General features: G+C 72.0%; 19 protein-coding genes and 1 pseudogene. 9 read left to right on the top strand and 11 right to left on the bottom strand.

What is annotated here, in order from left to right; genetic code table 11:
* The first annotated feature begins 28 nt into the window (after positions 1-28).
* From ASC56_RS13520 to ASC56_RS13505, 4 genes are all read left to right on the top strand, one after another.
* Positions 29-1,558 carry an aldehyde dehydrogenase (NADP(+)) gene (locus tag ASC56_RS13520; protein WP_079102487.1) on the top strand — a complete coding sequence of 510 codons (1,530 nt, stop codon included), beginning with the start codon at positions 29-31 and terminating at the stop codon, positions 1,556-1,558.
* Between the two features lie 127 nt (positions 1,559-1,685).
* Complete coding sequence (locus tag ASC56_RS13515) at positions 1,686-2,294, top strand: DUF1349 domain-containing protein (RefSeq protein ID WP_055491608.1); 609 nt, start codon at positions 1,686-1,688, stop codon at positions 2,292-2,294.
* A gap of 169 nt (positions 2,295-2,463) precedes the next feature.
* On the top strand, positions 2,464-3,180 hold the full coding sequence (locus ASC56_RS13510; RefSeq protein WP_055491607.1) for a DsbA family oxidoreductase: 717 nt from the start codon (positions 2,464-2,466) through the stop codon (positions 3,178-3,180).
* A 123-nt stretch (positions 3,181-3,303) separates the two neighbouring features.
* Complete coding sequence (locus ASC56_RS13505) at positions 3,304-4,353, top strand: aminotransferase class V-fold PLP-dependent enzyme (protein ID WP_055491919.1); 1,050 nt, start codon at positions 3,304-3,306, stop codon at positions 4,351-4,353.
* 70 nt (positions 4,354-4,423) lie between these two features.
* Here the strand turns inward: ASC56_RS13505 and thpD are convergent, their stop codons facing one another.
* From thpD to ASC56_RS41175, 5 genes and pseudogenes are all read right to left on the bottom strand, one after another.
* Positions 4,424-5,314, bottom strand: a complete 891-nt coding sequence (gene thpD, locus ASC56_RS13500; protein WP_055491606.1) for an ectoine hydroxylase — start codon at positions 5,312-5,314, stop codon at positions 4,424-4,426.
* A gap of 6 nt (positions 5,315-5,320) precedes the next feature.
* A complete protein-coding gene (locus tag ASC56_RS13495) occupies positions 5,321-5,719 on the bottom strand; it encodes an ectoine synthase (RefSeq protein ID WP_055491605.1) in 399 nt (132 codons plus the stop codon).
* 29 nt (positions 5,720-5,748) lie between these two features.
* Positions 5,749-7,020 (bottom strand): diaminobutyrate--2-oxoglutarate transaminase, encoded by a 1,272-nt coding sequence (gene ectB, locus ASC56_RS13490; RefSeq protein WP_055491604.1) that lies wholly within the window; start codon positions 7,018-7,020, stop codon positions 5,749-5,751.
* Positions 7,021-7,070: 50 nt separating this feature from the next.
* Positions 7,071-7,613 carry a diaminobutyrate acetyltransferase gene (ectA, locus tag ASC56_RS13485; protein ID WP_055491603.1) on the bottom strand — a complete coding sequence of 181 codons (543 nt, stop codon included), beginning with the start codon at positions 7,611-7,613 and terminating at the stop codon, positions 7,071-7,073.
* A 328-nt stretch (positions 7,614-7,941) separates the two neighbouring features.
* A pseudogene (locus ASC56_RS41175) lies at positions 7,942-8,112 on the bottom strand (DUF664 domain-containing protein); the annotation flags it as partial.
* A 271-nt stretch (positions 8,113-8,383) separates the two neighbouring features.
* Here ASC56_RS41175 and ASC56_RS13475 point away from each other — a divergent pair.
* Genes ASC56_RS13475 through ASC56_RS13460 form a run of 4 tightly spaced genes read left to right on the top strand, consistent with a single transcriptional unit; the run spans position 8,384 to position 11,978 of the window.
* Positions 8,384-9,232 carry a transporter substrate-binding domain-containing protein gene (locus ASC56_RS13475; protein WP_055491601.1) on the top strand — a complete coding sequence of 283 codons (849 nt, stop codon included), beginning with the start codon at positions 8,384-8,386 and terminating at the stop codon, positions 9,230-9,232.
* Positions 9,229-10,074 carry an amino acid ABC transporter permease gene (locus tag ASC56_RS13470; RefSeq protein ID WP_055491918.1) on the top strand — a complete coding sequence of 282 codons (846 nt, stop codon included), beginning with the start codon at positions 9,229-9,231 and terminating at the stop codon, positions 10,072-10,074. Before ASC56_RS13475 ends, ASC56_RS13470 begins: the two co-directional genes overlap by 4 nt.
* Positions 10,071-10,865, top strand: a complete 795-nt coding sequence (locus tag ASC56_RS13465) for an amino acid ABC transporter ATP-binding protein (RefSeq protein ID WP_055491600.1) — start codon at positions 10,071-10,073, stop codon at positions 10,863-10,865. The genes ASC56_RS13470 and ASC56_RS13465 overlap by 4 nt, the downstream gene beginning before the upstream one ends.
* A gap of 21 nt (positions 10,866-10,886) precedes the next feature.
* Positions 10,887-11,978, top strand: coding sequence for an amidohydrolase family protein (locus ASC56_RS13460; RefSeq protein ID WP_055491599.1), 1,092 nt, complete (start codon positions 10,887-10,889; stop codon positions 11,976-11,978).
* An 87-nt stretch (positions 11,979-12,065) separates the two neighbouring features.
* On the opposite strand, the gene cobC is transcribed toward ASC56_RS13460, so the two are convergent.
* Genes cobC through cobM form a run of 6 tightly spaced genes read right to left on the bottom strand, consistent with a single transcriptional unit; the run spans position 12,066 to position 18,404 of the window.
* Positions 12,066-13,145: an Rv2231c family pyridoxal phosphate-dependent protein CobC gene (cobC, locus tag ASC56_RS13455; RefSeq protein ID WP_055491917.1), complete on the bottom strand. Its 1,080-nt coding sequence runs from the start codon at positions 13,143-13,145 to the stop codon at positions 12,066-12,068.
* Positions 13,135-14,079 (bottom strand): sirohydrochlorin chelatase, encoded by a 945-nt coding sequence (locus ASC56_RS13450; protein WP_055491598.1) that lies wholly within the window; start codon positions 14,077-14,079, stop codon positions 13,135-13,137. The genes cobC and ASC56_RS13450 overlap by 11 nt, the downstream gene beginning before the upstream one ends.
* Positions 14,076-14,660, bottom strand: a complete 585-nt coding sequence (locus ASC56_RS13445; protein ID WP_055491597.1) for a precorrin-8X methylmutase — start codon at positions 14,658-14,660, stop codon at positions 14,076-14,078. The genes ASC56_RS13450 and ASC56_RS13445 overlap by 4 nt, the downstream gene beginning before the upstream one ends.
* On the bottom strand, positions 14,657-16,351 hold the full coding sequence (cobJ, locus tag ASC56_RS13440; RefSeq protein ID WP_055491596.1) for a precorrin-3B C(17)-methyltransferase: 1,695 nt from the start codon (positions 16,349-16,351) through the stop codon (positions 14,657-14,659). Before cobJ ends, ASC56_RS13445 begins: the two co-directional genes overlap by 4 nt.
* Positions 16,348-17,589 (bottom strand): bifunctional cobalt-precorrin-7 (C(5))-methyltransferase/cobalt-precorrin-6B (C(15))-methyltransferase, encoded by a 1,242-nt coding sequence (locus tag ASC56_RS13435; RefSeq protein WP_055491595.1) that lies wholly within the window; start codon positions 17,587-17,589, stop codon positions 16,348-16,350. The genes cobJ and ASC56_RS13435 overlap by 4 nt, the downstream gene beginning before the upstream one ends.
* A complete protein-coding gene (gene cobM, locus ASC56_RS13430) occupies positions 17,586-18,404 on the bottom strand; it encodes a precorrin-4 C(11)-methyltransferase (protein WP_055491594.1) in 819 nt (272 codons plus the stop codon). The genes ASC56_RS13435 and cobM overlap by 4 nt, the downstream gene beginning before the upstream one ends.
* A gap of 103 nt (positions 18,405-18,507) precedes the next feature.
* On the opposite strand from cobM, the gene ASC56_RS13425 reads away from it, so the two are divergent.
* Positions 18,508-19,275 (top strand): ZIP family metal transporter, encoded by a 768-nt coding sequence (locus ASC56_RS13425; protein ID WP_055491593.1) that lies wholly within the window; start codon positions 18,508-18,510, stop codon positions 19,273-19,275.
* Positions 19,276-19,278: the final 3 nt, after the last annotated feature.

The following is a 19,278-nucleotide window of genomic DNA, read 5'->3' as shown; positions in this document are numbered from 1 at the left end:
CGCGGCACGACATCTGGAGGGATCCGCGGTGGCAGCAGCACCAGTCTGGAGTGTCGACCCCCGTACCGGGAAGCAGCGGGAACAGGTTGCGGTGGAGGCCGGGGCCCAGGAGGTGGACGCCGCCGTCCGCGCCGCACACGCCGCGCGCGGATCCCTCGCCGACCGCACGGTCCGCTCGGCCTTCCTGCGCTCGGCCGCCGACGAGTTGGAGGGTGCCAGGGACCGGCTCGTCGAGACGGCGGACGCGGAGACGGCCCTCGGTCCGGTCCGGCTGACGGGCGAGCTCGCCCGGACCTGCTACCAGCTGCGCGCCTTCGCCGACATCGTCGACGAGGGCGCCTTCCTCGACGTCGTGATCAACCACCCCGACGACACCGCGACCCCGCCGATCCCGGACCTGCGCCGCCACAAGGTCCCGCTGGGCGTCGTCGCCGTCTACTCGGCCTCCAACTTCCCGTTCGCCTTCTCGGTGGCCGGTGGCGACACCGCGAGCGCGCTCGCCGCGGGCTGCCCCGTCGTCGTCAAGGCCCACCCGGACCACCCGGCGCTCTCCGAGCTGGTCGCGGCGGCACTGCGCCGGGCCGCCGAGCAGCACGGCATCCCCGAGGGCGTGATCGGTCTCGTCCACGGCTTCGAGGCGGGCATCGAGCTGATCAAGCATCCGCTGATCGCCGCCGCCGGGTTCACCGGCTCCGTGCGCGGCGGCCGTGCGCTCTTCGACGCGGCGGCGGCCCGTCCCGTGCCGATTCCCTTCCACGGCGAGCTGGGTTCGCTCAACCCGGTGGTCGTCACCGAGGCCGCCGCCGCCGAGCGCGCCGAGGCGATCGGCGCGGGGCTCGCGGGCTCCATGACGCTGGGCGTCGGCCAGTTCTGCGTCAAGCCTGGCCTCGTGCTGGCTCCCACGGGCGCGGCCGGCGACCGCCTGGTGAAGTCCCTGACCGACGCCGTCGGGGACACCGAGGCCGGGGTGCTGCTCGACCACCGTATGCGTGACAACTTCCTCGCCGGGGTCGCCGAGCGCGCCGCGCTGCCCGACGTGGAGTCCCCGGTGACGGCGGGCGCGGGCGGCGAGCACACGGTCAGCGCGGGCTTCCTCACCGTCCCGGCCGAGCGGCTCACCACCGACGGGGACCACGACCTGCTCCTGGAGGAGTGCTTCGGCCCGATCACCGTCGTCGCGCGCTACGAGGACGAGGCCGAGGCCAGGCGCGTGCTGGACCGGCTCCCCGGCAACCTCACCGCCACGGTGCACCTGTCCACGGAGGAGGCCGCGGGGGAGGGGCGCGGCGCGGAGATCCTCGCGGAGCTGACCCCGCTCGCCGGGCGCGTCCTGGTCAACGGCTGGCCCACCGGCGTCGCGGTCGCCCCGGCACAGCACCACGGTGGCCCCTATCCGGCGACGACGTCCACCTCCACGTCGGTCGGCGGTACGGCCATCGAGCGGTGGTTGCGGCCCGTGGTCTACCAGAACGCGCCGGCGGCGCTGCTTCCCGCGGAGCTTCGGGACGAGAACCCCCTGGGATTGCCGCGGCGCTTCAACGGCCGTCTGGAGCGGTGAACCGGGGAGCTCTCAGCGGCCGGGGCGCGTCGCGGGCCGTGAGGCCGTCGTGGCCGCTCGTGCCGTTCCCCGCGCCCCTTCGGGGTGCGGTCGCGCACCGGAACCCGGGAACTGGGACACTCTCTCGATGGACGTAGAACTCTCCGAACTCCCCTTCCCCCTGCGCACATACGGACCCGACGGGCACTGGTCGTACGAGGACGGAGTGCTCACCGGCTGGGCGGGCGCGCGGCAGGACCGCTTCGTGCCGCCCACGGGTGAGTCCCTGGACGCCGCCTCCGACGCGCCCCGGCTGCTCGGAGCGCCGGAAGGGGACTTCCAGCTGATCGCCCGGGTCACGGTCGGCTTCGCGGCGGCCTTCGACGCCGGCGTGCTCTACGTCCATGTCGGCGAACGGGCCTGGGCCAAGCTGTGCCTGGAGTACTCGCCGGACGTGCCCACCGTCTGCACCGTGGTCACCCATGGCCACTCCGACGACGCCAACTCCTTCACGGTGGAGGGAAGTTCGGTCTGGCTCCGGGTCAGCAGGACGGGCCGGGCGTTCGCCTTCCACGCGTCGCGGGACGGGAAGCGGTGGACGTTCGTCCGCCTGTTCACGCTGGCCGACGAGGAGTCGACCTCGGCGGCGCTGGTGGGCTTCATGATGCAGTCGCCGGTGGGGGAGGGGTGCGTGGTCACCTTCGACCGACTGGAGTACCGGGACTCGTGGCCGGAGGGCCTGCGGGACGGTTCGTGAGGCTCTGGCGCCGCAGGCCCGGCGTGGCCAGGGCCGTCGACACGGCCAGACTCGATCCGCACGCCCGACGGCGCTGGGCATGAGCCGGGAATGAACGCAACCGCTTGAACGTTCACCTGCGCGGCGGAGGGAGTCTCCGTACCCTACGAACCGGAGAGAAGCCGAAGACATGCGCGTCGAAGTGTGGACCGACATCGCCTGCCCCTGGTGCTATGTCGGAAAGGCCCGATTCGACAAGGCGCTTCAGGCCTTCCCGCACCGGGACGAGGTCGAGGTGGTGCACCGCTCCTTCGAGCTCGACCCGCACCGCGCCAAGGGCGACGTGCAGCCGGTCCTCGCCATGCTCTCCAAGAAGTACGGGATGAGCGAGGCGCAGGCGCAGGCCGGCGAGAACAACCTGGGCGCGCAGGCGGCCGCCGAGGGCCTGGAGTACCGCACCACGGGCCGCGACCACGGCAACACCTTCGACATGCACCGCCTGCTCCACTTCGCCAAGGAGCAGGGCAGGCAGGACGAGCTGATCCAGATCCTGTACCGGGCGAACTTCGCCGAGGAGCGGTCCGTCTTCACCGAGGGCGACGAGCGGCTGGTGGAGCTGGCCGTGCAGGCCGGGCTCGACGCCGAGGCCGCCCGTGAGGTGCTCTCCGATGCCACCGCCTACGCCGACGCGGTGCGCGCAGACGAGCGCGAGGCGGCCGAGCTGGGCGCGAACGGCGTGCCGTTCTTCGTCCTCGACCGGAAGTACGGCGTCTCCGGTGCCCAGCCCGCCGAGATCTTCGCCCAGGCCCTGAGGCAGGCGTGGGGCGCGCGTTCGCCGCTGCGGCTGATCGAGGACGGCGGAGCGGACGCCTGCGGCCCGGACGGGTGCGCGGTGCCGCAGAGCTGAACGCGGCGCCGGGGCGGACGTACGAACAAGGTGCAGGTCGGGGCGGACGTATAAGCGTCTCTTGAGGGAACCACGCGGAATTCCGCAATGGACTTGGACCTCATCGGGCCGCACAGTGGTCCCATGGAGACCTTCGAGACCCTCGTCCGTGCCGAGTTCGCCCCGAAGAACACCTACCTGAACACCGCGAGCACCGGGCTCCTGCCGGCCCGGACGGTGGAGGCCATGCGGACCGCCCTGGAGTCGGCCGCCGCCGGGCAGCCCACCGACATGTTCGCCGATGTGGAGGCCGCCCGTGCCTCCTTCGCCCGGCTGACCGGGGTCCCCGCCGACCGCGTGGCGGCCGGTGCCTCGGTCGCCGTCTACACCGGGCTGATCGCCGCCTCGCTGCCCGAGGGCGCCGAAGTCCTCACCGCCGAGGGCGACTTCAGCTCCCTGGTGAACCCCTTCCACGTGCGCCGCGGCCTCAGGGTGCGCACCGTCCCGCTGGAGCGGATCGCCGAGTCCGTACGGCCGGGTACCGCGCTCGTCGCGGTCAGCGCGGCACAGTCCGCCGACGGCCGGATCGCCGACCTGCCCGCCATCCGCGCGGCCGCCCGCGCACACGGCGCCCGGACGTATCTGGACGCCTCCCAGGCCGTCGGCTGGCTGCCGATCGAGACCGACGGGTACGACTACGTCGCCGCCGTCGCTTTCAAGTGGCTGTTGTGTCCGCGCGGCGTGGCCTTCCTGGTGGTCCCGCAGGACCTCGGCGGGCTCACCCCCGTCTTCGCGGGCTGGGTCGCGGGGGAGGCGCCCTGGGACAGCTGCTACGGGCCGGTGGCCGAACTCGCCCGCTCGGCACGGCGGTTCGACGAGAGCCCCGCGCTCTTCTCGTACACGGGCGCCCGCCACTCCCTGGCGTTGCTGGAGGAGGTGGGCGTGAAGCAGGTACAGGCCCATGACCTGGCCCTGGCCGACCGCTTCCGTGCGGGGCTGCGCGACCTGGACATCGAGCCGGTGCCCGCGCCGGGCTCCCCCATCGTCTCCGTCCCCGGCCTCGGCGTACGCCTGCCGGAGCTGAGCCGGGCGGGCGTGGAGGTCTCGGACCGCGCGGGCAATCTGCGGGCCGCCTTCCATCTGTACAACAGGGCCGCGGACGTCGATCGTCTCCTGGACGTCCTCGCGGGCTGACCCTACGGCCGGAACCCGAGCGGCCCGCCCGTCCGGCCTTGGACGGGCGGGCCGCTCGGGCGTCCCGCGCTCACCTGACCGGGGTGAAGTCCCTCGCCCCGATGTAGGTGGGCCGCGGGACCGGTGCCGCGAAGGGCTCCACGGCCGTGTTCTCCACACTGTTGAACACGATGAAGACGTTGCTGCGCGGGAACGGGGTGATGTTGTCCCCCGAGCCGTGCATGCAGTTGCAGTCGAACCAGGTCGCCGAGCCGGCCTTGCCCGTGAACAGCCTGATGCCGTACTGGCTCGCCATCGCGGTCAGCGCCTCGTCGGACGGCGTGCCGGCGTCCTGCATCTGCAGCGACTTCTTGTAGTTGTCCTTCGGAGTGGCGCCGGCGCAGCCGAGGAACGTCCGGTGCGACCCCGGCATGATCATGAGGCCGCCGTTGGTGTCGTAGTTCTCGGTCAGCGCGATCGAGACGGACACCGTCCGCATGTTGGGCAGACCGTCCTCGGCGTGCCAGGTCTCGAAGTCCGAGTGCCAGTAGAAGCCGCTGGCCCCGAAGCCCGGCTTGACGTTGATCCGCGACTGGTGGACGTACACGTCCGAGCCGAGGATCTGCCGCGCCCGCCCGACGACGCGCTCGTCGCGGACGAGGCCCGCGAACACCTCGCTGATCCTGTGGACCTCGAAGACGGAGCGGATCTCCTTGGACTTCGGCTCCACGATCGACCGCTCGTCGGCGCGGATCTCCGGGTCGGTGACGAGTCGCTCCAACTCCTGCCGGTAGACGGCGACTTCGTCCGCGGTGATCAGTTCGTCGAGGGCGAGGAAGCCGTCACGCTCGTAGGCCTGGAGGTCGGTGACGGAGATCGGCCCGGGCGTGCCGGGCGCGCCCCAGACGACGGGGTCCTGACGGGGGACGGACACCTCGGTGGTGCCGCGGCTGGGGTACGGATCGGTGACGGTGGTGGTCACGGTGCTTCACACCTCCTCGGTGAGCAGCGGGTAGACGCCGTTCTCGTCGTGGTCCTCCCGGCCGGTCACGGGCGGGTTGAAGACGCAGATGCAGCGGAAGTCCCGCTTGACCCCCAGTGTGTGCCGCTCGTGCCCGTCCAGGAGGTACATGGTCCCGGGCGTGATCGTGTACGTCTTCCCGGTCTCCTGGTCGGTCAGCTCGGCCTCGCCCTCGACACACACGACGGCCTCGATGTGGTTCGCGTACCACATCGACGTCTCCGTGCCCGCGTACAGGATCGTCTCGTGCAGAGAGAAGCCGACCTTCTCCCGGGCGAGGACGATGCGTTTGCTCTCCCAGGTGCCGGACGCGGCCTTGACGTGGCGGTCGGTTCCTTCGATGTCCTTGAACGAACGGACGATCACGGTGGTACGTGCCTCCTTGTCGGGGTTGCTCAGACGGTCTCGCGAACGGCACGGGCGAGGGTGCTCAGGCCCTCGTCGAGCTCGTCGGGGGTGATGGTCAGCGCGGGCAGCAGCTTGACGACCTCGCTCTCGGGGCCCGAGGTCTCCACGAGCAGCCCGAGCTCGAAGGCGCGGCGGGCGACGCGTTCGGCGCGCCGCTTGTCACGGAACTCCAGGCCCCACACCAGTCCGCGCCCGCGGTACTCCTTGACGTCGGCCAGGTTCTCCTCGGTCATCGAGATGAGCGCCTGCTCGACCTGCTCGCCGCGCGCCCGGGTCTGCTTCTCCATGGCGGACCCGTCGGCCCAGTACGTCTCCAGGGCGGCGGTCGCCGTCACGAAGGCGGGGTTGTTGCCGCGGAAGGTGCCGTTGTGCTCGCCCGGCTCCCAGATGTCCAGCTCGGGCTTGAACAGGCACAGCGACATGGGCAGCCCGTAGCCGCTGATGGACTTGGACACGGTGACGATGTCCGGCGTGATCCCGGCCTCCTCGAAGGAGAAGAAGGCACCGGTACGTCCGCAGCCCATCTGGATGTCGTCGACGATCAGCAGCATGTCGCGGCGCGCGCACAGTTCGGCGAGCCCGCGCAGCCACTCGGGCCGGGCGACGTTGATGCCGCCCTCGCCCTGCACGGTCTCCACGATGACGGCGGCGGGCCGGTTGAGCCCGGAGCCCTGGTCCTCCAGCAGCCGCTCGAACCACAGGAAGTCCGGGACCCGGCCGTCCAGGTAGTGGTCGAAGGGCATCGGCGTCCCGTGCACGAGCGGTATCCCGGCGCCGGCGCGCTTGAAGGCGTTGCCGGTGACCGCGAGGGACCCCAGGGACATCCCGTGGAAGGCGTTGGTGAAGGACACGATGGCTTCGCGCCCCTTCACCTTGCGGGCCAGTTTGAGGGCGGACTCCACGGCGTTGGTGCCGGTGGGGCCCGGGAACATGACCTTGTACGGCAGATCGCGCGGCCGCAGGACCAGGTCCTGGAAGGCCTGCAGGAAGGAGCGCTTGGCGGTGGTGGACATGTCGAGCCCGTGGGTGACGCCGTCCCGCTCCAGATAGTCGATCAGCGCCCGTTTGAGTACGGGGTTGTTGTGGCCGTAGTTGAGTGATCCGGCGCCGGCGAAGAAGTCGAGGTACTCGTGTCCGTCCTCGTCGTACATGCGGCTGCCCTGCGCGCGGTCGAAGACGGTGGGCCAGCCGCGGCAGTAGCTGCGCACCTCCGACTCCAGGGTCTCGAAGACGCTGAGGTCGGGCTGGGTGATGGTCACGGCTCAAACGCTCCTCGGTGCGTGGTGGGGGGAGAGGGGAGTGTGGGGGCTCAGAGGGAGAGGGGGCCGATGCGGTAGAGGACTTCGGGGTCGTGGGACCCGTCGGGGAACTGGCCCGTCTCGAAGAGCACTTCGCGCTCCACGTCCGCGCCGTGGCGTCGGGCGTACGACGTGAACAGGCGCTCGGAGGCGGTGTTGCCCGGGGTGATGGTCGTCTCGATCCCGGTCACCCCGTGCTCGGCCGTGGCCCGTGCCGTGAGCGCGTCCAGCATCCGTGCCGCAAGGCCGCGCCCCCGGTGGGTGGCGTCCACGGCCACCTGCCACACCAGGAGGGTGCGCGGGCGGTCGGGCCTGAGGTACGCGGTGACGAACCCGACGGGCCGCCCGTCGGACACGTCGCGCGTCACGACCGAGGTGCCCGCGAAGTCACGGCACCACAGCAGGTAGCTGTAGGACGAGTTCAGGTCGAGGGTTCCGGAGTCCTTGGCGATGCGCCAGAGCGCGGCACCGTCCGCCACCTCCGGACGGTCGATCCGCAGCCCCTCCCGCATTTCCAGGAATTCCGCTTGCAGGTCTGCTTGTGCGGCGGTCATGCGGATTGAATTTACCTATGGAAATTGAAAATTGCATCGCGGGACGGGGTTACGGATGAGCGGTCGGTGTGCTATCGCGCGGGCGCGTACGTTCGCGCGAGGTGGGTTGATTCATCCCGTAAAGTCCTATATATACCGGACAAAACGGGCGCGGTGTGGAGTCGATCACACATCGATAACCTCCACGAGATCTGCCCGAATTACATCGATTGGTGTTCGCGGAATCTTTGCGTTTAGGGCCGAGGAAAGCGGGCAGAAGAATACGGGGAGCTGCCCAGGTATGAATTAGCGAAATGAGGCGGGGGGAGGCCGGAAAGAAATGCCGATTTCAGGCGCCGGTGACTCCGTCGATATGCTCCCGCGGGATGTCCGCATGGCCGTTGTGCCGGGCGTACTCCTCGATCATGTGCAGGTACACCCGGCGGAGGCTCACCTCGACGCCCCCCATGGGGCCGCCCTCGGGGATCCGCCCCAGATCGTCCACCGCGCGCCCGGCGCACCCGCGGATCGCACCCTCCAGCGGCAGCAGCGCCTCACCCTGCGTGATCACGAGATCCTGCTCGGTGGAGAGCAGCCGGGCCACGCGGTCCTCGATCGAGGTGCTCTCCTCGCTCACGGGGATCGACGCGGTCGAGGGTGACCGGCATGTGATTCCCCCCTCTCACCGCCGACATCTCAGGCGTAACCGTCTTGTGGCCAACGGATTGATTTGAGAGACCCAAACTTCTCCTTATAATCGGAACCTACAGTTCCCCATCGAGAGGTCCCCCGTGAACAGGCTCCTCGGGCGCCGAGCCCGCTTCCTGGCCGCCACCACCGCGACGGCCGGTGTGGTGCTCGTGGCCGGCTGCACCTCCAGCGGCAGCGGCGGCAGCGCCGGCAAGGCGTCCGGCGGCGTCCAGGTCGTCAAGGCGGGACAGCTCACCACCTGCACGCACCTGCCGTACCCGCCCTTCCAGTCGGAGATCAACGGCAAGGTGCAGGGCTTCGACGTCTCGCTGATCGACCTGGTCGCCAAGGACCTCGGTGTGAAGCAGCAGATCCTCGACACGCCCTTCGAGAACTTCAAGACCGGCGCGTTCCTCAACTCCGGCCAGTGCGACCTCGCCGCGGCCGGCATGACGATCACCCCGGAGCGCAAGAAGAACGTCGACTTCTCCGACCCGTACTTCGACGCCACGCAGGCCGTCCTGGTCGACAAGAAGAGCGGCATCAGCTCGCTGGCCGACGTGAAGGCCAAGGGCAAGAAGCTCGGCGCCCAGGCGCAGACCACCGGCGAGGACTACGCGAAGAAGCAGGGCTACGACCCCATCTCCTTCGAGTCCTCCGACGCCGTGATCAACGGCCTGCGCACCGGCCAGGTCCAGGCGGTCGTCATCGACTACCCGGTCGTCCAGGGCTGGCTCAAGGACAAGGCCAACGCCGACGCCTTCAAGGTGGTCGACAACCTCAACACCGGTGAGCAGTACGGCTTCACGGTGAAGAAGGGCAACGAGAAGCTGCGCGCCGCGATCAACAAGGCGATCAAGGGCGCGAAGGCCGACGGCACGTACAAGAAGCTGTACGAGCAGTGGATCGGCCCGTACAACCCGTCCGTGGCCTCGCCCTCCGCCTCATGAGCGACACCACGGACACAGCCGGGACCGGGGCCCAGCCGCGCAGGAAGGGCCTGACCCGGCGCCAGAAGCGCACGGTGTCGCGCGGGGTCCAGTACGCCGTCTTCGTCGCCGCCGTGATCGCCTTCGCGGTCACGGCCGACTGGGGGCGGCTGCAGAACCAGTTCGCGCAGATGGACATCGCGAAGCAGATGTTCCCGGACGTCATCACGCTGGCGTTGAGGAACACCGTGCTCTACACCCTGTCCGGCTTCGTCGTCGGTCTGGTGCTCGGCATGCTCATCGCGCTGATGCGGCTGTCGTCCGTGGGCCCCTACCGGTGGGTCGCCGGCGTCTACATCGAGATCTTCCGGGGCCTGCCCGCCCTGCTGATCTTCATCTTCGTCGGGGTCGCCGTGCCGCTGGCCTTCCCGGGCACGGAGATCATCGGCGGCACCTACGGCAAGGTGGCCATCGCGCTCGGTCTGGTGTCGGCCGCGTACATGGCGGAGACGATCCGCGCCGGCATCCAGGCCGTGCCCAGGGGCCAGACGGAGGCCGCTCGCTCGCTGGGCTTCTCGCCGGCCCGGGCCATGGTCTCGATCATCATCCCGCAGGCCTTCCGGATCATCCTGCCGCCCCTCACCAACGAGCTGGTCCTCCTCTTCAAGGACTCCTCGCTGGTGCTGTTCCTCGGCGTCACGCTGGAGGAGCGCGAGCTGTCCAAGTTCGGCCGGGACCTGGCCAGCCAGACCGCCAACTCCACGCCGATCCTGGTCGCGGGCCTGTGCTACCTGCTGGTCACGATCCCGCTCGGCTTCGTCGTGCGCCGTATGGAGGCCAAGGCCCAGGGAGCCGTCAAGTGAGCGACACCCCCGAGATCAGCATCCGGGACCTGCACAAGTCCTTCGGCGACAACGAGGTGCTGCGCGGCATCGACCTGGAGATCGGCCAGGGCGAGGTGGTCTGCGTGATCGGCCCCTCCGGCTCCGGCAAGTCCACCCTGCTGCGCTGTGTGAACCTCCTGGAGGAGCCCACCAAGGGGCAGGTCTTCGTCGGCGGCACCGAGGTGACCGACCCCGACGTGGACATCGACGCCGTACGCCGCCGCATCGGCATGGTCTTCCAGCAGTTCAACCTCTTCCCGCACCTCACGGTGACCGAGAACCTCACACTGCCGCAGCGCCGGGTCCTGAAGCGGGACAAGGCGCAGGCCGCGCGGATCGCCGCCGAGAACCTGCGGCGCGTGGGCCTCGCCGAGAAGGCGGACGCGTACCCCTCCTCCCTCTCCGGTGGCCAGCAGCAGCGCGTCGCGATCGCCCGCGCGCTCGCCATGGGCCCCGAGGTGATGCTCTTCGACGAGCCGACCTCCGCGCTCGACCCCGAGCTGGTGGGGGACGTCCTCGCCGTGATGCGGATGCTCGCCAACGAGGGGATGACCATGATGGTCGTCACCCACGAGATGACCTTCGCCCGGGAGGTCGCCGACCGGGTCGTCTTCATGGACGGCGGCGTGGTCGTCGAGGAGGGCGCCCCCGACCGTGTCATCGGCGACCCCCGCCACGAGCGCACCCGGCACTTCCTCTCCCGGCTCCTCGACCCCGCGATGGCCGAGGTCGAGGAGGAGACCTCGGACCAGGTGGGCGGAGAGGCCTAGCGCCGAATTAGGGTGCGGTACATGAGCGATGACGCGGTGCTGCACGTGAAGGGGCGGGTGCTCGTCGGACCCGAGGAGGTCCGCGACGAGGTGTGGGTGGTCGGCGGCCGGATCTCCTACGACCGCCCCGCCGGGGTCCGGGACGTCCGTACCGTCGAGGGCTGGGCGCTCCCGGGCCTCGTCGACGCGCACTGTCACGTCGGCCTCGACGCCCACGGCCCGGTCCCTGAGGACGTCTCCGAGAAGCAGGCGCTGACCGACCGCGACGCCGGCACCCTGCTGATCCGCGACGCGGGCTCCCCTTCCGACACGCGCTGGATCGACGACCGCGACGACCTCCCGAAGATCATCCGGGCCGGCCGGCACATCGCGCGCACCCGCCGCTACATCCGCAACTACGCCTGGGAGATCGAGCCCGAGAACCTGGTCGCGTACGTCGCCCAGGAAGCCCGGCGCGGCGACGGCTGGGTCAAGCTGGTCGGCGACTGGATCGACCGCGAGTCCGGGGACCTGTCCGCGTGCTGGCCGCGCGAGGCGGCTCAGGCGGCGATCGCCGAGGCGCACCGTCTGGGCGCGCGCGTCACCGCCCACTGCTTCGCCGAGGACTCGCTGCGCGACCTGGTCGAGGCGGGCATCGACTGCATCGAGCACGCGACGGGCCTGACGGAGGAGACCATCCCGCTGTTCGCGGAGCGGGGCGTCGCGATCGTGCCGACCCTGGTGAACATCGCCACCTTCCCGAGGCTCGCGGACGGCGGGGAGGCCAAGTTCCCGCGCTGGTCGGCCCATATGCGACGGCTGCACGAGCGGAGGTACGACACCGTGCGGGCCGCCTACGACGCCGGGGTCCCGGTGTACGTCGGCACCGACGCGGGCGGCTCGCTGCCGCACGGGCTGGTGGCGGCGGAGGTGGCCGAACTGGTCACCGCGGGGATCCCGCCGGTCGAGGCGCTGTCGGCGACCGCGTGGGGCGCCCGCCGCTGGCTGGGGCGGCCAGGTCTGGAGGAGGGGGCGCCCGCGGACCTCGTCGTCTGCGAGGCGGATCCGCGCGAGGACGTACGGGTGCTGGGGGCGCCGCGGAGGGTGGTGCTCAACGGCCGGGTGGTCGGCTAGGGGCCCTTCTGACGGCCGTGGCGGGGGAGCGGTGGGGCGGGGAGGCGCCGTCGGGGCCGAAGCGGTCGGCCCCGGACGCGAACCCACTCATCGGCCCGCCAGCGTCACCGCCCGGTCCAACGCCTGCAGGAACCGGTTCACCGTCACCCGGTCCCGAACCGCCAGTCGCAGCCACTCCTCGTCCAGGCCCGGGAACGTGTCCCCGCGCCGCACCGCGAACCCGAGGTCGCGCAGATGGCGCCGTACGGCAGCCGCTCTCGGCAGCCGGACGAGGACGAACGGCCCCTCGGCGGGCTCGGCCACATACAGCCCGTCGGGCCCGAACTCCCGCAGGCCCGCCAGCAGATGCTTCCGGTCGGCCGCCACCCGGTGCGCCGCGTGCGCCGCCTCCGCCAGCGCCCGGGGCGACACACAGGCCTCCGCCGCCGCCAGCGCGGGCGTGGACACCGGCCACAGGGGCTGCGCCCGCTCCAGCTCGGCGATCGTGTCCGGGGAGGCCAGCACGTAGCCGATCCGCAGGCCCGCCAGCCCCCAGGTCTTGGTCAGGCTGCGCAGCACCACGAGACCGGGCACGTCGGTCCGGCCCGCCAGCGCCTCGCATTCCCCCGGCACCGCGTCCATGAACGCCTCGTCGACAACCAGCGTCCGGCCGGGGCGGGCGAGTTCGGCGATGACGGACGCCGGATGCAGGACCGACGTCGGGTTCGTCGGGTTGCCGATCACGACCAGGTCCGCCTCGTCCGGCACCAGCGTCGCATCCAGACGGAAGCCGTCCGACCGCCGCAGCAGGACGCGGTCCACCGGGTGCCCGGCATCCCGCAAAGCCGCCTCCGGCTCGGTGAACTGCGGGTGCACCACGACCGCTCGACGCACCTTCAGCGCCCGCGCGAGCAGTACGAAGGCCTCGGCCGCGCCCGCCGTGAGCAGAACGCGCCCGGTCGGCAGCCCGTGCCGCGCCGCCACCGCCGCCCGGGCGGAGCGCCCGTCAGGGTAGGCCGCCAGCCCGCCCAGCGATCCGGCGATCACCTCGCGCAGCCACGTCGGAGGCGTGTCGGCGCGCACGTTCACCGCGAGGTCGGTCAGCTGCGCACCGTCGTCACGGACCTCGGCGTCCCCGTGGTGGCGCAGGTCGTGCGCCCCGTCGCCGGGCCCGCTCTCAGTGTGCATGGGAATGCGCATGGCCGCCGTGGTGCCCATGGTGGTGGTGCCCGTGACCGGCGTGGTTGCCGTCGTCGTCCGGGTGGAAGTGCGGCTGCTGCGGCAGGCCCACCTTGTCCTCGAAGCCCGGCAGCGCGATCCGGTAGACGCACGAGTCGCAGTTCATCCGCAGATCGCCCTGCACGGCCTCCCGGTAGCGCTCCATCACCAGGTCCAGCAGCTCCGGCTGCGGCCCGATGACGTCCGCCGACCGCACCTCGATCTCCGGATGCGCTGCCGCCCAGCCCTCGGTCTGCTGCCGTACCCGGTCCGGCAGGATGCCCGTGAACAGGAAGTACGGCAGGACCACGATCCGGCGCGCACCCAGCCGGGCGCACCGGTCGAGGCCGCTCGGCACGTCCGGCGCGGCCAGCGACACGAACGCCGTCTCGACGCCCGCGTACCCGCGCCCCTCCCACAGCAGCCGTGCCGCCTTGTGCACCTCGGCGTTGGCGTCCGGGTCCGTCGAGCCGCGCCCGACCAGCAGCACGGTCACATCCGCCCGGTCGGCGGGCGTGCGGCCGGTGCCTCCCAGCGCCTCGTCCAGGCGGCGCTCCAGGACCGACAGCAGCGCCGGGTGCGGGCCCAGAGGACGGCCGTACGTGTAGGAGATCCCGGGGTGCCGCTCCTTCTCCCGGGCCAGCGCCGCCGGGATGTCGCCCTTGGCGTGCCCGGCGGACACCAGCATCAGCGGCACGGCGGCGAATCGCCGTACGCCCCGCTCCACCAGTTCGGTCACCGCTTCGCCCAGCGGTGGAGGCGACAGCTCGATGAAGCCGCCCGCGACGGGCAGTTCGGGGTGGCGGCGCCCCAACTCCCGTACGAAGTCGCGGAACGCCTCGGCTCCGGCATCGTCCCGGGTGCCATGGCCGGCGAGGAGCAGGGCGGGCGGCGGGGTGGTCACGGGGTCTCCTTCGAAGTGGGCTGATACAGCAGGGCGTTGAGCGCGGCGGCGGCGACCGCCGAACCGCCCTTCTCGGACACGTTGCTCACGGCGGGCAGGCCGCTCTCGCGCAGCGCGGCCTTGGACTCGGCCGCGCCGACGAACCCGACGGGCAGACCGATGACGAGCGCGGGGGAGGCGTCCAGCTCGAGCAGCTCCTCCAGGGCGGTCGGGGCACAGCCGATCACCCAGAGCGCTCCGGGGCCGACGTCCTCGTAGGCGAGACGGATCGCGTGCGCCGAACGCGTCAGTCCGGGACCGGACCTGGCGTCCTTGAGGCGGCAGACGGTGTCGCGGCGGGTGATCCCGGCCGCGACCATCTCCACGTCCACCACGACGGGCGCCCCCTCGTGCAGCGCGGTGTGGGCCTTCTCCAGCGCGCCCTCTTCCATGACGAGGTCGGTCGCGTAGTCGAGGTCGGCGGCGGAGTGGATGACGCGCTCCACCACCGCCCGGGTCAGCGGCGGGAAGTGGGAGGTGTCCAGGCGGGCGCGCAGCCGCCGGAAGGACTCCTGCTCGATCGGGTGGACCACTCGGTTCACCGGTCGGCCTCCTGTCGGTTGTCCTGCCAGCGGTAGCCGCGCGGCGTCACCATGCGCCCCGCGATCTCACGGGTCGCCGTGTTGCCCACGGTCACGACCGTCATCATGTCGACCGTCGCCGGGTCGAGCGCGGCCAGCGTCGTCAGACGGCTGGACTCGTCCGGCCGCGACGCGTTGCGTACGACACCGACCGGCGTCGTCGGTGCCCGGTGGTCGGCGAGGATCGCGAGTGCCTTCGGCAACTGCCAGTCCCGGCCCCGGCTGCGGGGGTTGTAGAAGGTGACGACGAGATCGGCCTCGGCCGCGGCCCGCACCCGCCGCTCGATGACCTCCCAGGGGGTGTGCAGGTCGGAGAGGCTGATCGACACATGGTCGTGGCCCAGCGGCGCACCCAGGATCGCGCCCGCCGCGAGGGCCGCCGTCACGCCGGGCACCCCGATCACGTCGATGTCGTCGGACGCCTCGGCCAGCGCGGGCGAGGCCATCGCGTACACACCGGCGTCCCCGCTGCCGATCAGCGTGACGGCGTGGCCCTTGCGGGCCTCCTCCACCGCTGTCCGCGCCCGCTCCTCCTCGGCGCCGAGCCCCGACTCCAGGATCCGGGTGCCCGGCCGCAGCAGATCGCGGATCTGGTCCACGTACTGGTCGAGCCCGACGAGCACGGACGCGCGCCGCAGCTCCGCCTCGGCCCGTGGCGTCAGCAGATCCCGGGCACCCGGCCCGAGCCCCACGACGGCCAGCCGGCCGCGCCCCGGCCGGCGTGCGACGGCACAGGTGGCCATCGCGGGACGCGCGGCCGACTTGCGCTTGGGGACGAGGAGTTCACCGCCCCGTACGAGCGCGGCGGCCTCCGCGACGGACGGCGTGCCGACGGCGGCGAGCGGGGCGTCGGAGGGGTTGGGCACGTCGACCCTCGCCAACTCCTCGGCGGCGTACGTCACCAGGGGCACCCCCAGCCGTCCCGCCGCCTCGACGATGCCGGGCTCGTCGGCCTTGGCGTCGACGGTGGCGAGCTCGGCGAGCGACGCGACGCAGAGCCCGGCGTCCCGCAGCGCACTCTCCACGAGCTCCAGGACCTCGTCCACGGGGGCGCCCTTGGAGGCGCCGACGCCGACGACGAGTGTCGGCGGCCGCAGCACGGCCTCCCGTTCGGCGGGCTCGACGAGGGCGTCGGTGACGCGGATGGCGTACGCGCCCTCGGCGGTGACCGGCAGCGGCGGCAGCGGCCAGCTCACCTCCGCCTTCAGGGCGACCGGTTCCCCGTCCAGCAGCGCTCGTGAGACCCCGGCGACATCGCCCTCCACCGGGAACCCGAGCGTGTCCAGGCCCGGCAACCCCACCGAGTCCGTCGCCGTCGTCACCACGGGGCACGCCGCCAGCACCTCGCCCACCTCACGGGCGAGTTCATTGGCGCCACCGGCATGCCCGCCCACGAGGGACACCGCGAACCGCCCGCCCTCGTCGACGCACACCACCCCCGGATCGGACGTCTTGTCCCCCAGCAGCGGCGCGACCAGCCGTACCACGGCCCCCGTCGCCAGGAAGCACACGAGCTGCTCGCACTCCGCGAAGGCGGCCCGCACGGAGTCCCCGACGGGACCGTCGTACACCCTCACGCGGTCGGGCCACGCCGCGGCCAGCCGGTTGCGCGCAGCCGCCCCCGCCGCGGTGGCGGAAATGAGGCCGATCACTGAGCAACTCCTTCGGTACACGCCGGAGGCCGCGTGCCCCACAGCAGGAAAACAGGGTTGGTCGCCGCCAGCCGGGTCACATCCCCGGGCAGCGGTGCGAGCCGCGACGCCTGCAGCAGCACGCCGTCGCAGGAGAACCCGGCGGCGACAAGCGCCTCGCGCGCCGCCGGCACCCGGTCCAGGGCGGCCATCGCCACCACCACCGCCCGCCGTGCGCGCCGCGCACAGGCGGTCACGATCGCGGGCAGTTCCCGGCCGCCGCCGCCGACGAACACCGCGTCGGGGTCGGCGAGACCGTCCAGCACGTCGGGCGCCGCCCCGTGCACGACGCGCACGTCCACGCCGTGCGCCGCCGCGTTGGCCCGGATCCGCTCCACCCCGTCCCGGGTCTTCTCGACCGCGGTGACGGCGGCCCCCAGCCGCGCGCACTCCACGGCCACCGACCCCGAGCCGGCACCGACGTCCCAGACCAGCTCCCCGAGCCGCGGCCCCAGCCGGGCCAGCGCCAGGGCACGCACCTCGAACTTGGTGATCATCGAGTCGCGGTGCGCGAACGCGTCCTCGTCCAGGGCCCACCCGGACGCGCCGGACGGCGGCCCCGCGACCGTGCGCACCGGTCCCAGCGCCCGTGCCGGATCGAGGCACAGCACCACGCTCACGGCCGCACCCCACGCGCGCTCAGCGGCCTGAGCGGGCGTCACCCGCTCCACGCGCTCGCGCTCCGGATCGCCCAGCGCGCTCGCCACGACCAGGACGCGCTCGTCCGAGTCATGGGCGAGTGCCGCCCCCAGCTCGGCGGGACCGGAACCCGGCCCGGTCAGCACGGCCACCTTCGGGCGCGCCCGGCACACGTTCACCGCCGTACGAAGATCGCGCCCGTGCGCGCTCACCACCACCGCGTCGTCCCACGGCAGCCCGAGCCGCGCGAAGGCGGTGGCCACGGAGGAGACACCCGGCCGCACGTCGAGCCGCTCCGGCCCGAACCGCTCGGCCAGCGCCCGGACGATCCCGAAGAACCCGGGGTCCCCGGACGCGAGCACGACGACCGGCCGCTGCTTGCCGAGATACCGCTCGATCGTGTCCAGCGCGGGCGCCAGCGGCCCGAGGACGATCTGCTCGGCCGTCTCCGGCAGTCGTACGGACTCCAGATGCCGCCGTCCGCCGACGACGAGTTCCGCCCCGGCGACCGCGTCGGCCGGGGGCGGCGCCCCGGTGCCCGTACCGACGACTGTGATCACGTGTTCGCACCCCGCGTGCGCAGGGCCCTGCGGGCCTCGGGGTCGGCCTTGCGGTAGCCGTGGAAGTGGCCCGGGTGGTAAAGGTGCGAGCGGGTGCCGTGCGCGTCGAGCGCCGGACCGACCAGGAACAGCGTGTGCTTCCAGAGCCTGTGCTCCTTGACGGTCTCCTCCAGCGTGCCGATCGTGCACCTCACGATCAGTTCCTCGGGCCAGGTCGCCTGGTACGCCACCACCACCGGGGTGGTCGTCGGGTAGCCGCCCTCCAGCAGCTCCCGCACGAGCTGGCCGCTGCGGGCCGCCGACAGGAAGATCGCCATGGTGGTGCCGTGCCGGGCGAACTCACGCACCTCCTCGCCGGGCGGCATGGGCGTCTTGCCGCCGCCGAGGCGGGTGAGGACCACGGACTGGGCGACCTCGGGGATGGTCAGCTCCCGCCGGGCGAGCGCGGCGACCGCGGAGAAGGACGAGACGCCCGGTACGACCTCCGTCGCGATGCCGATCGCGGCGCACCGGTCCAGCTGCTCCTGCGTGCCGCCCCACAGGGCGGGATCGCCGGAGTGGATACGGGCGACGCGCAGCCCCTCCGCATGAGCGCGCCGATAGACGGCGACGACGTCCTCCAGGGACATGCCGGCCGAGTCCAGGATCTCGGCGCCCTCGCGCGCGTGCTCGAGGACCTCCTCCTGTACCAGGCTGGCCGCCCAGATCACCACGTCGGCCTCGGCGATGGCGCGCGCGGCACGGAACGTCAGCAGATCGGCGGCGCCGGGGCCGGCGCCGACGAAGGTCACCTTGCCGGTGGTGGCATCGGCCATGACAATCGGTCCTCTCCTACGAAAGCTCGGGTTGTGCGAAACGCCGGTGCGCGCACGGCCGCCGGTCCTGTGCGCACGCGGGTCGATCGGATAGCAAGAGCACATGGCGGTCTTCGTCGCGCTCGGCGCGTTCCTGATGACGCTGGCCGGCGGCTGGACGGCGCAGCGCGTGACCGACCGCCGCCATCTGGTCCTGGGCCTGGCCGGCGGTCTGATGCTCGGCGTGGTGGGCCTGGATCTGCTGCCGGAGGCGCTGCACGCGGCGGGCGGCGACGTGTTCGGCGTGCCGGCCGCGCTGCTGCTGTTCGTGGCCGGCTTCCTGCTGGCCCACCTCGTGGAGCGCCTGCTGGCGGTACTCCCCGGGCCTCTCGACTCCGCGGGCGCGGAGGGCATTCCCATCGCCGCGCACGGCGTGGACCAGCACGTCCACCGGTCGCCGGAGGTGGGCCTGGCGGCGGGCGCGGCGATGGTGGGGCACAGCGCCATGGACGGCGTCGCGATCGGCGCCGCGTTCCAGGTGGGGGAGGGCATGGCCGCGGCGGTCGCGGTCGCGGTCATCGCCCACGACTTCGCGGACGGCTTCAACACCTACACCATCACGAGCCTGTACGGGAACGCGCGCCGCAAGGCCGTCACCATGCTCGTCGCCGACGCTGCCGCACCGGTGCTCGGTGCCTCGTCCACCCTCGCGTTCACGATCCCGGAGCAGCTGCTCGGCGGCTATCTGGGCCTCTTCGGCGGAGTGCTCCTCTATCTGGCGGCCGCCGAGATCCTGCCCGAGGCGCACCACGTCCACCCCGCCCGCTCGACCCTCCTGTGCACGGTCGTGGGCACGGCGTTCATCTGGCTGCTGGTCGGCCTCGCGGGATGATCT

Source organism: Streptomyces sp. TP-A0356 (genome assembly GCF_001417775.1).
Classification (GTDB): domain Bacteria; phylum Actinomycetota; class Actinomycetes; order Streptomycetales; family Streptomycetaceae; genus Streptomyces.
This window is presented reverse-complemented; position numbering and strand designations above follow the sequence as displayed.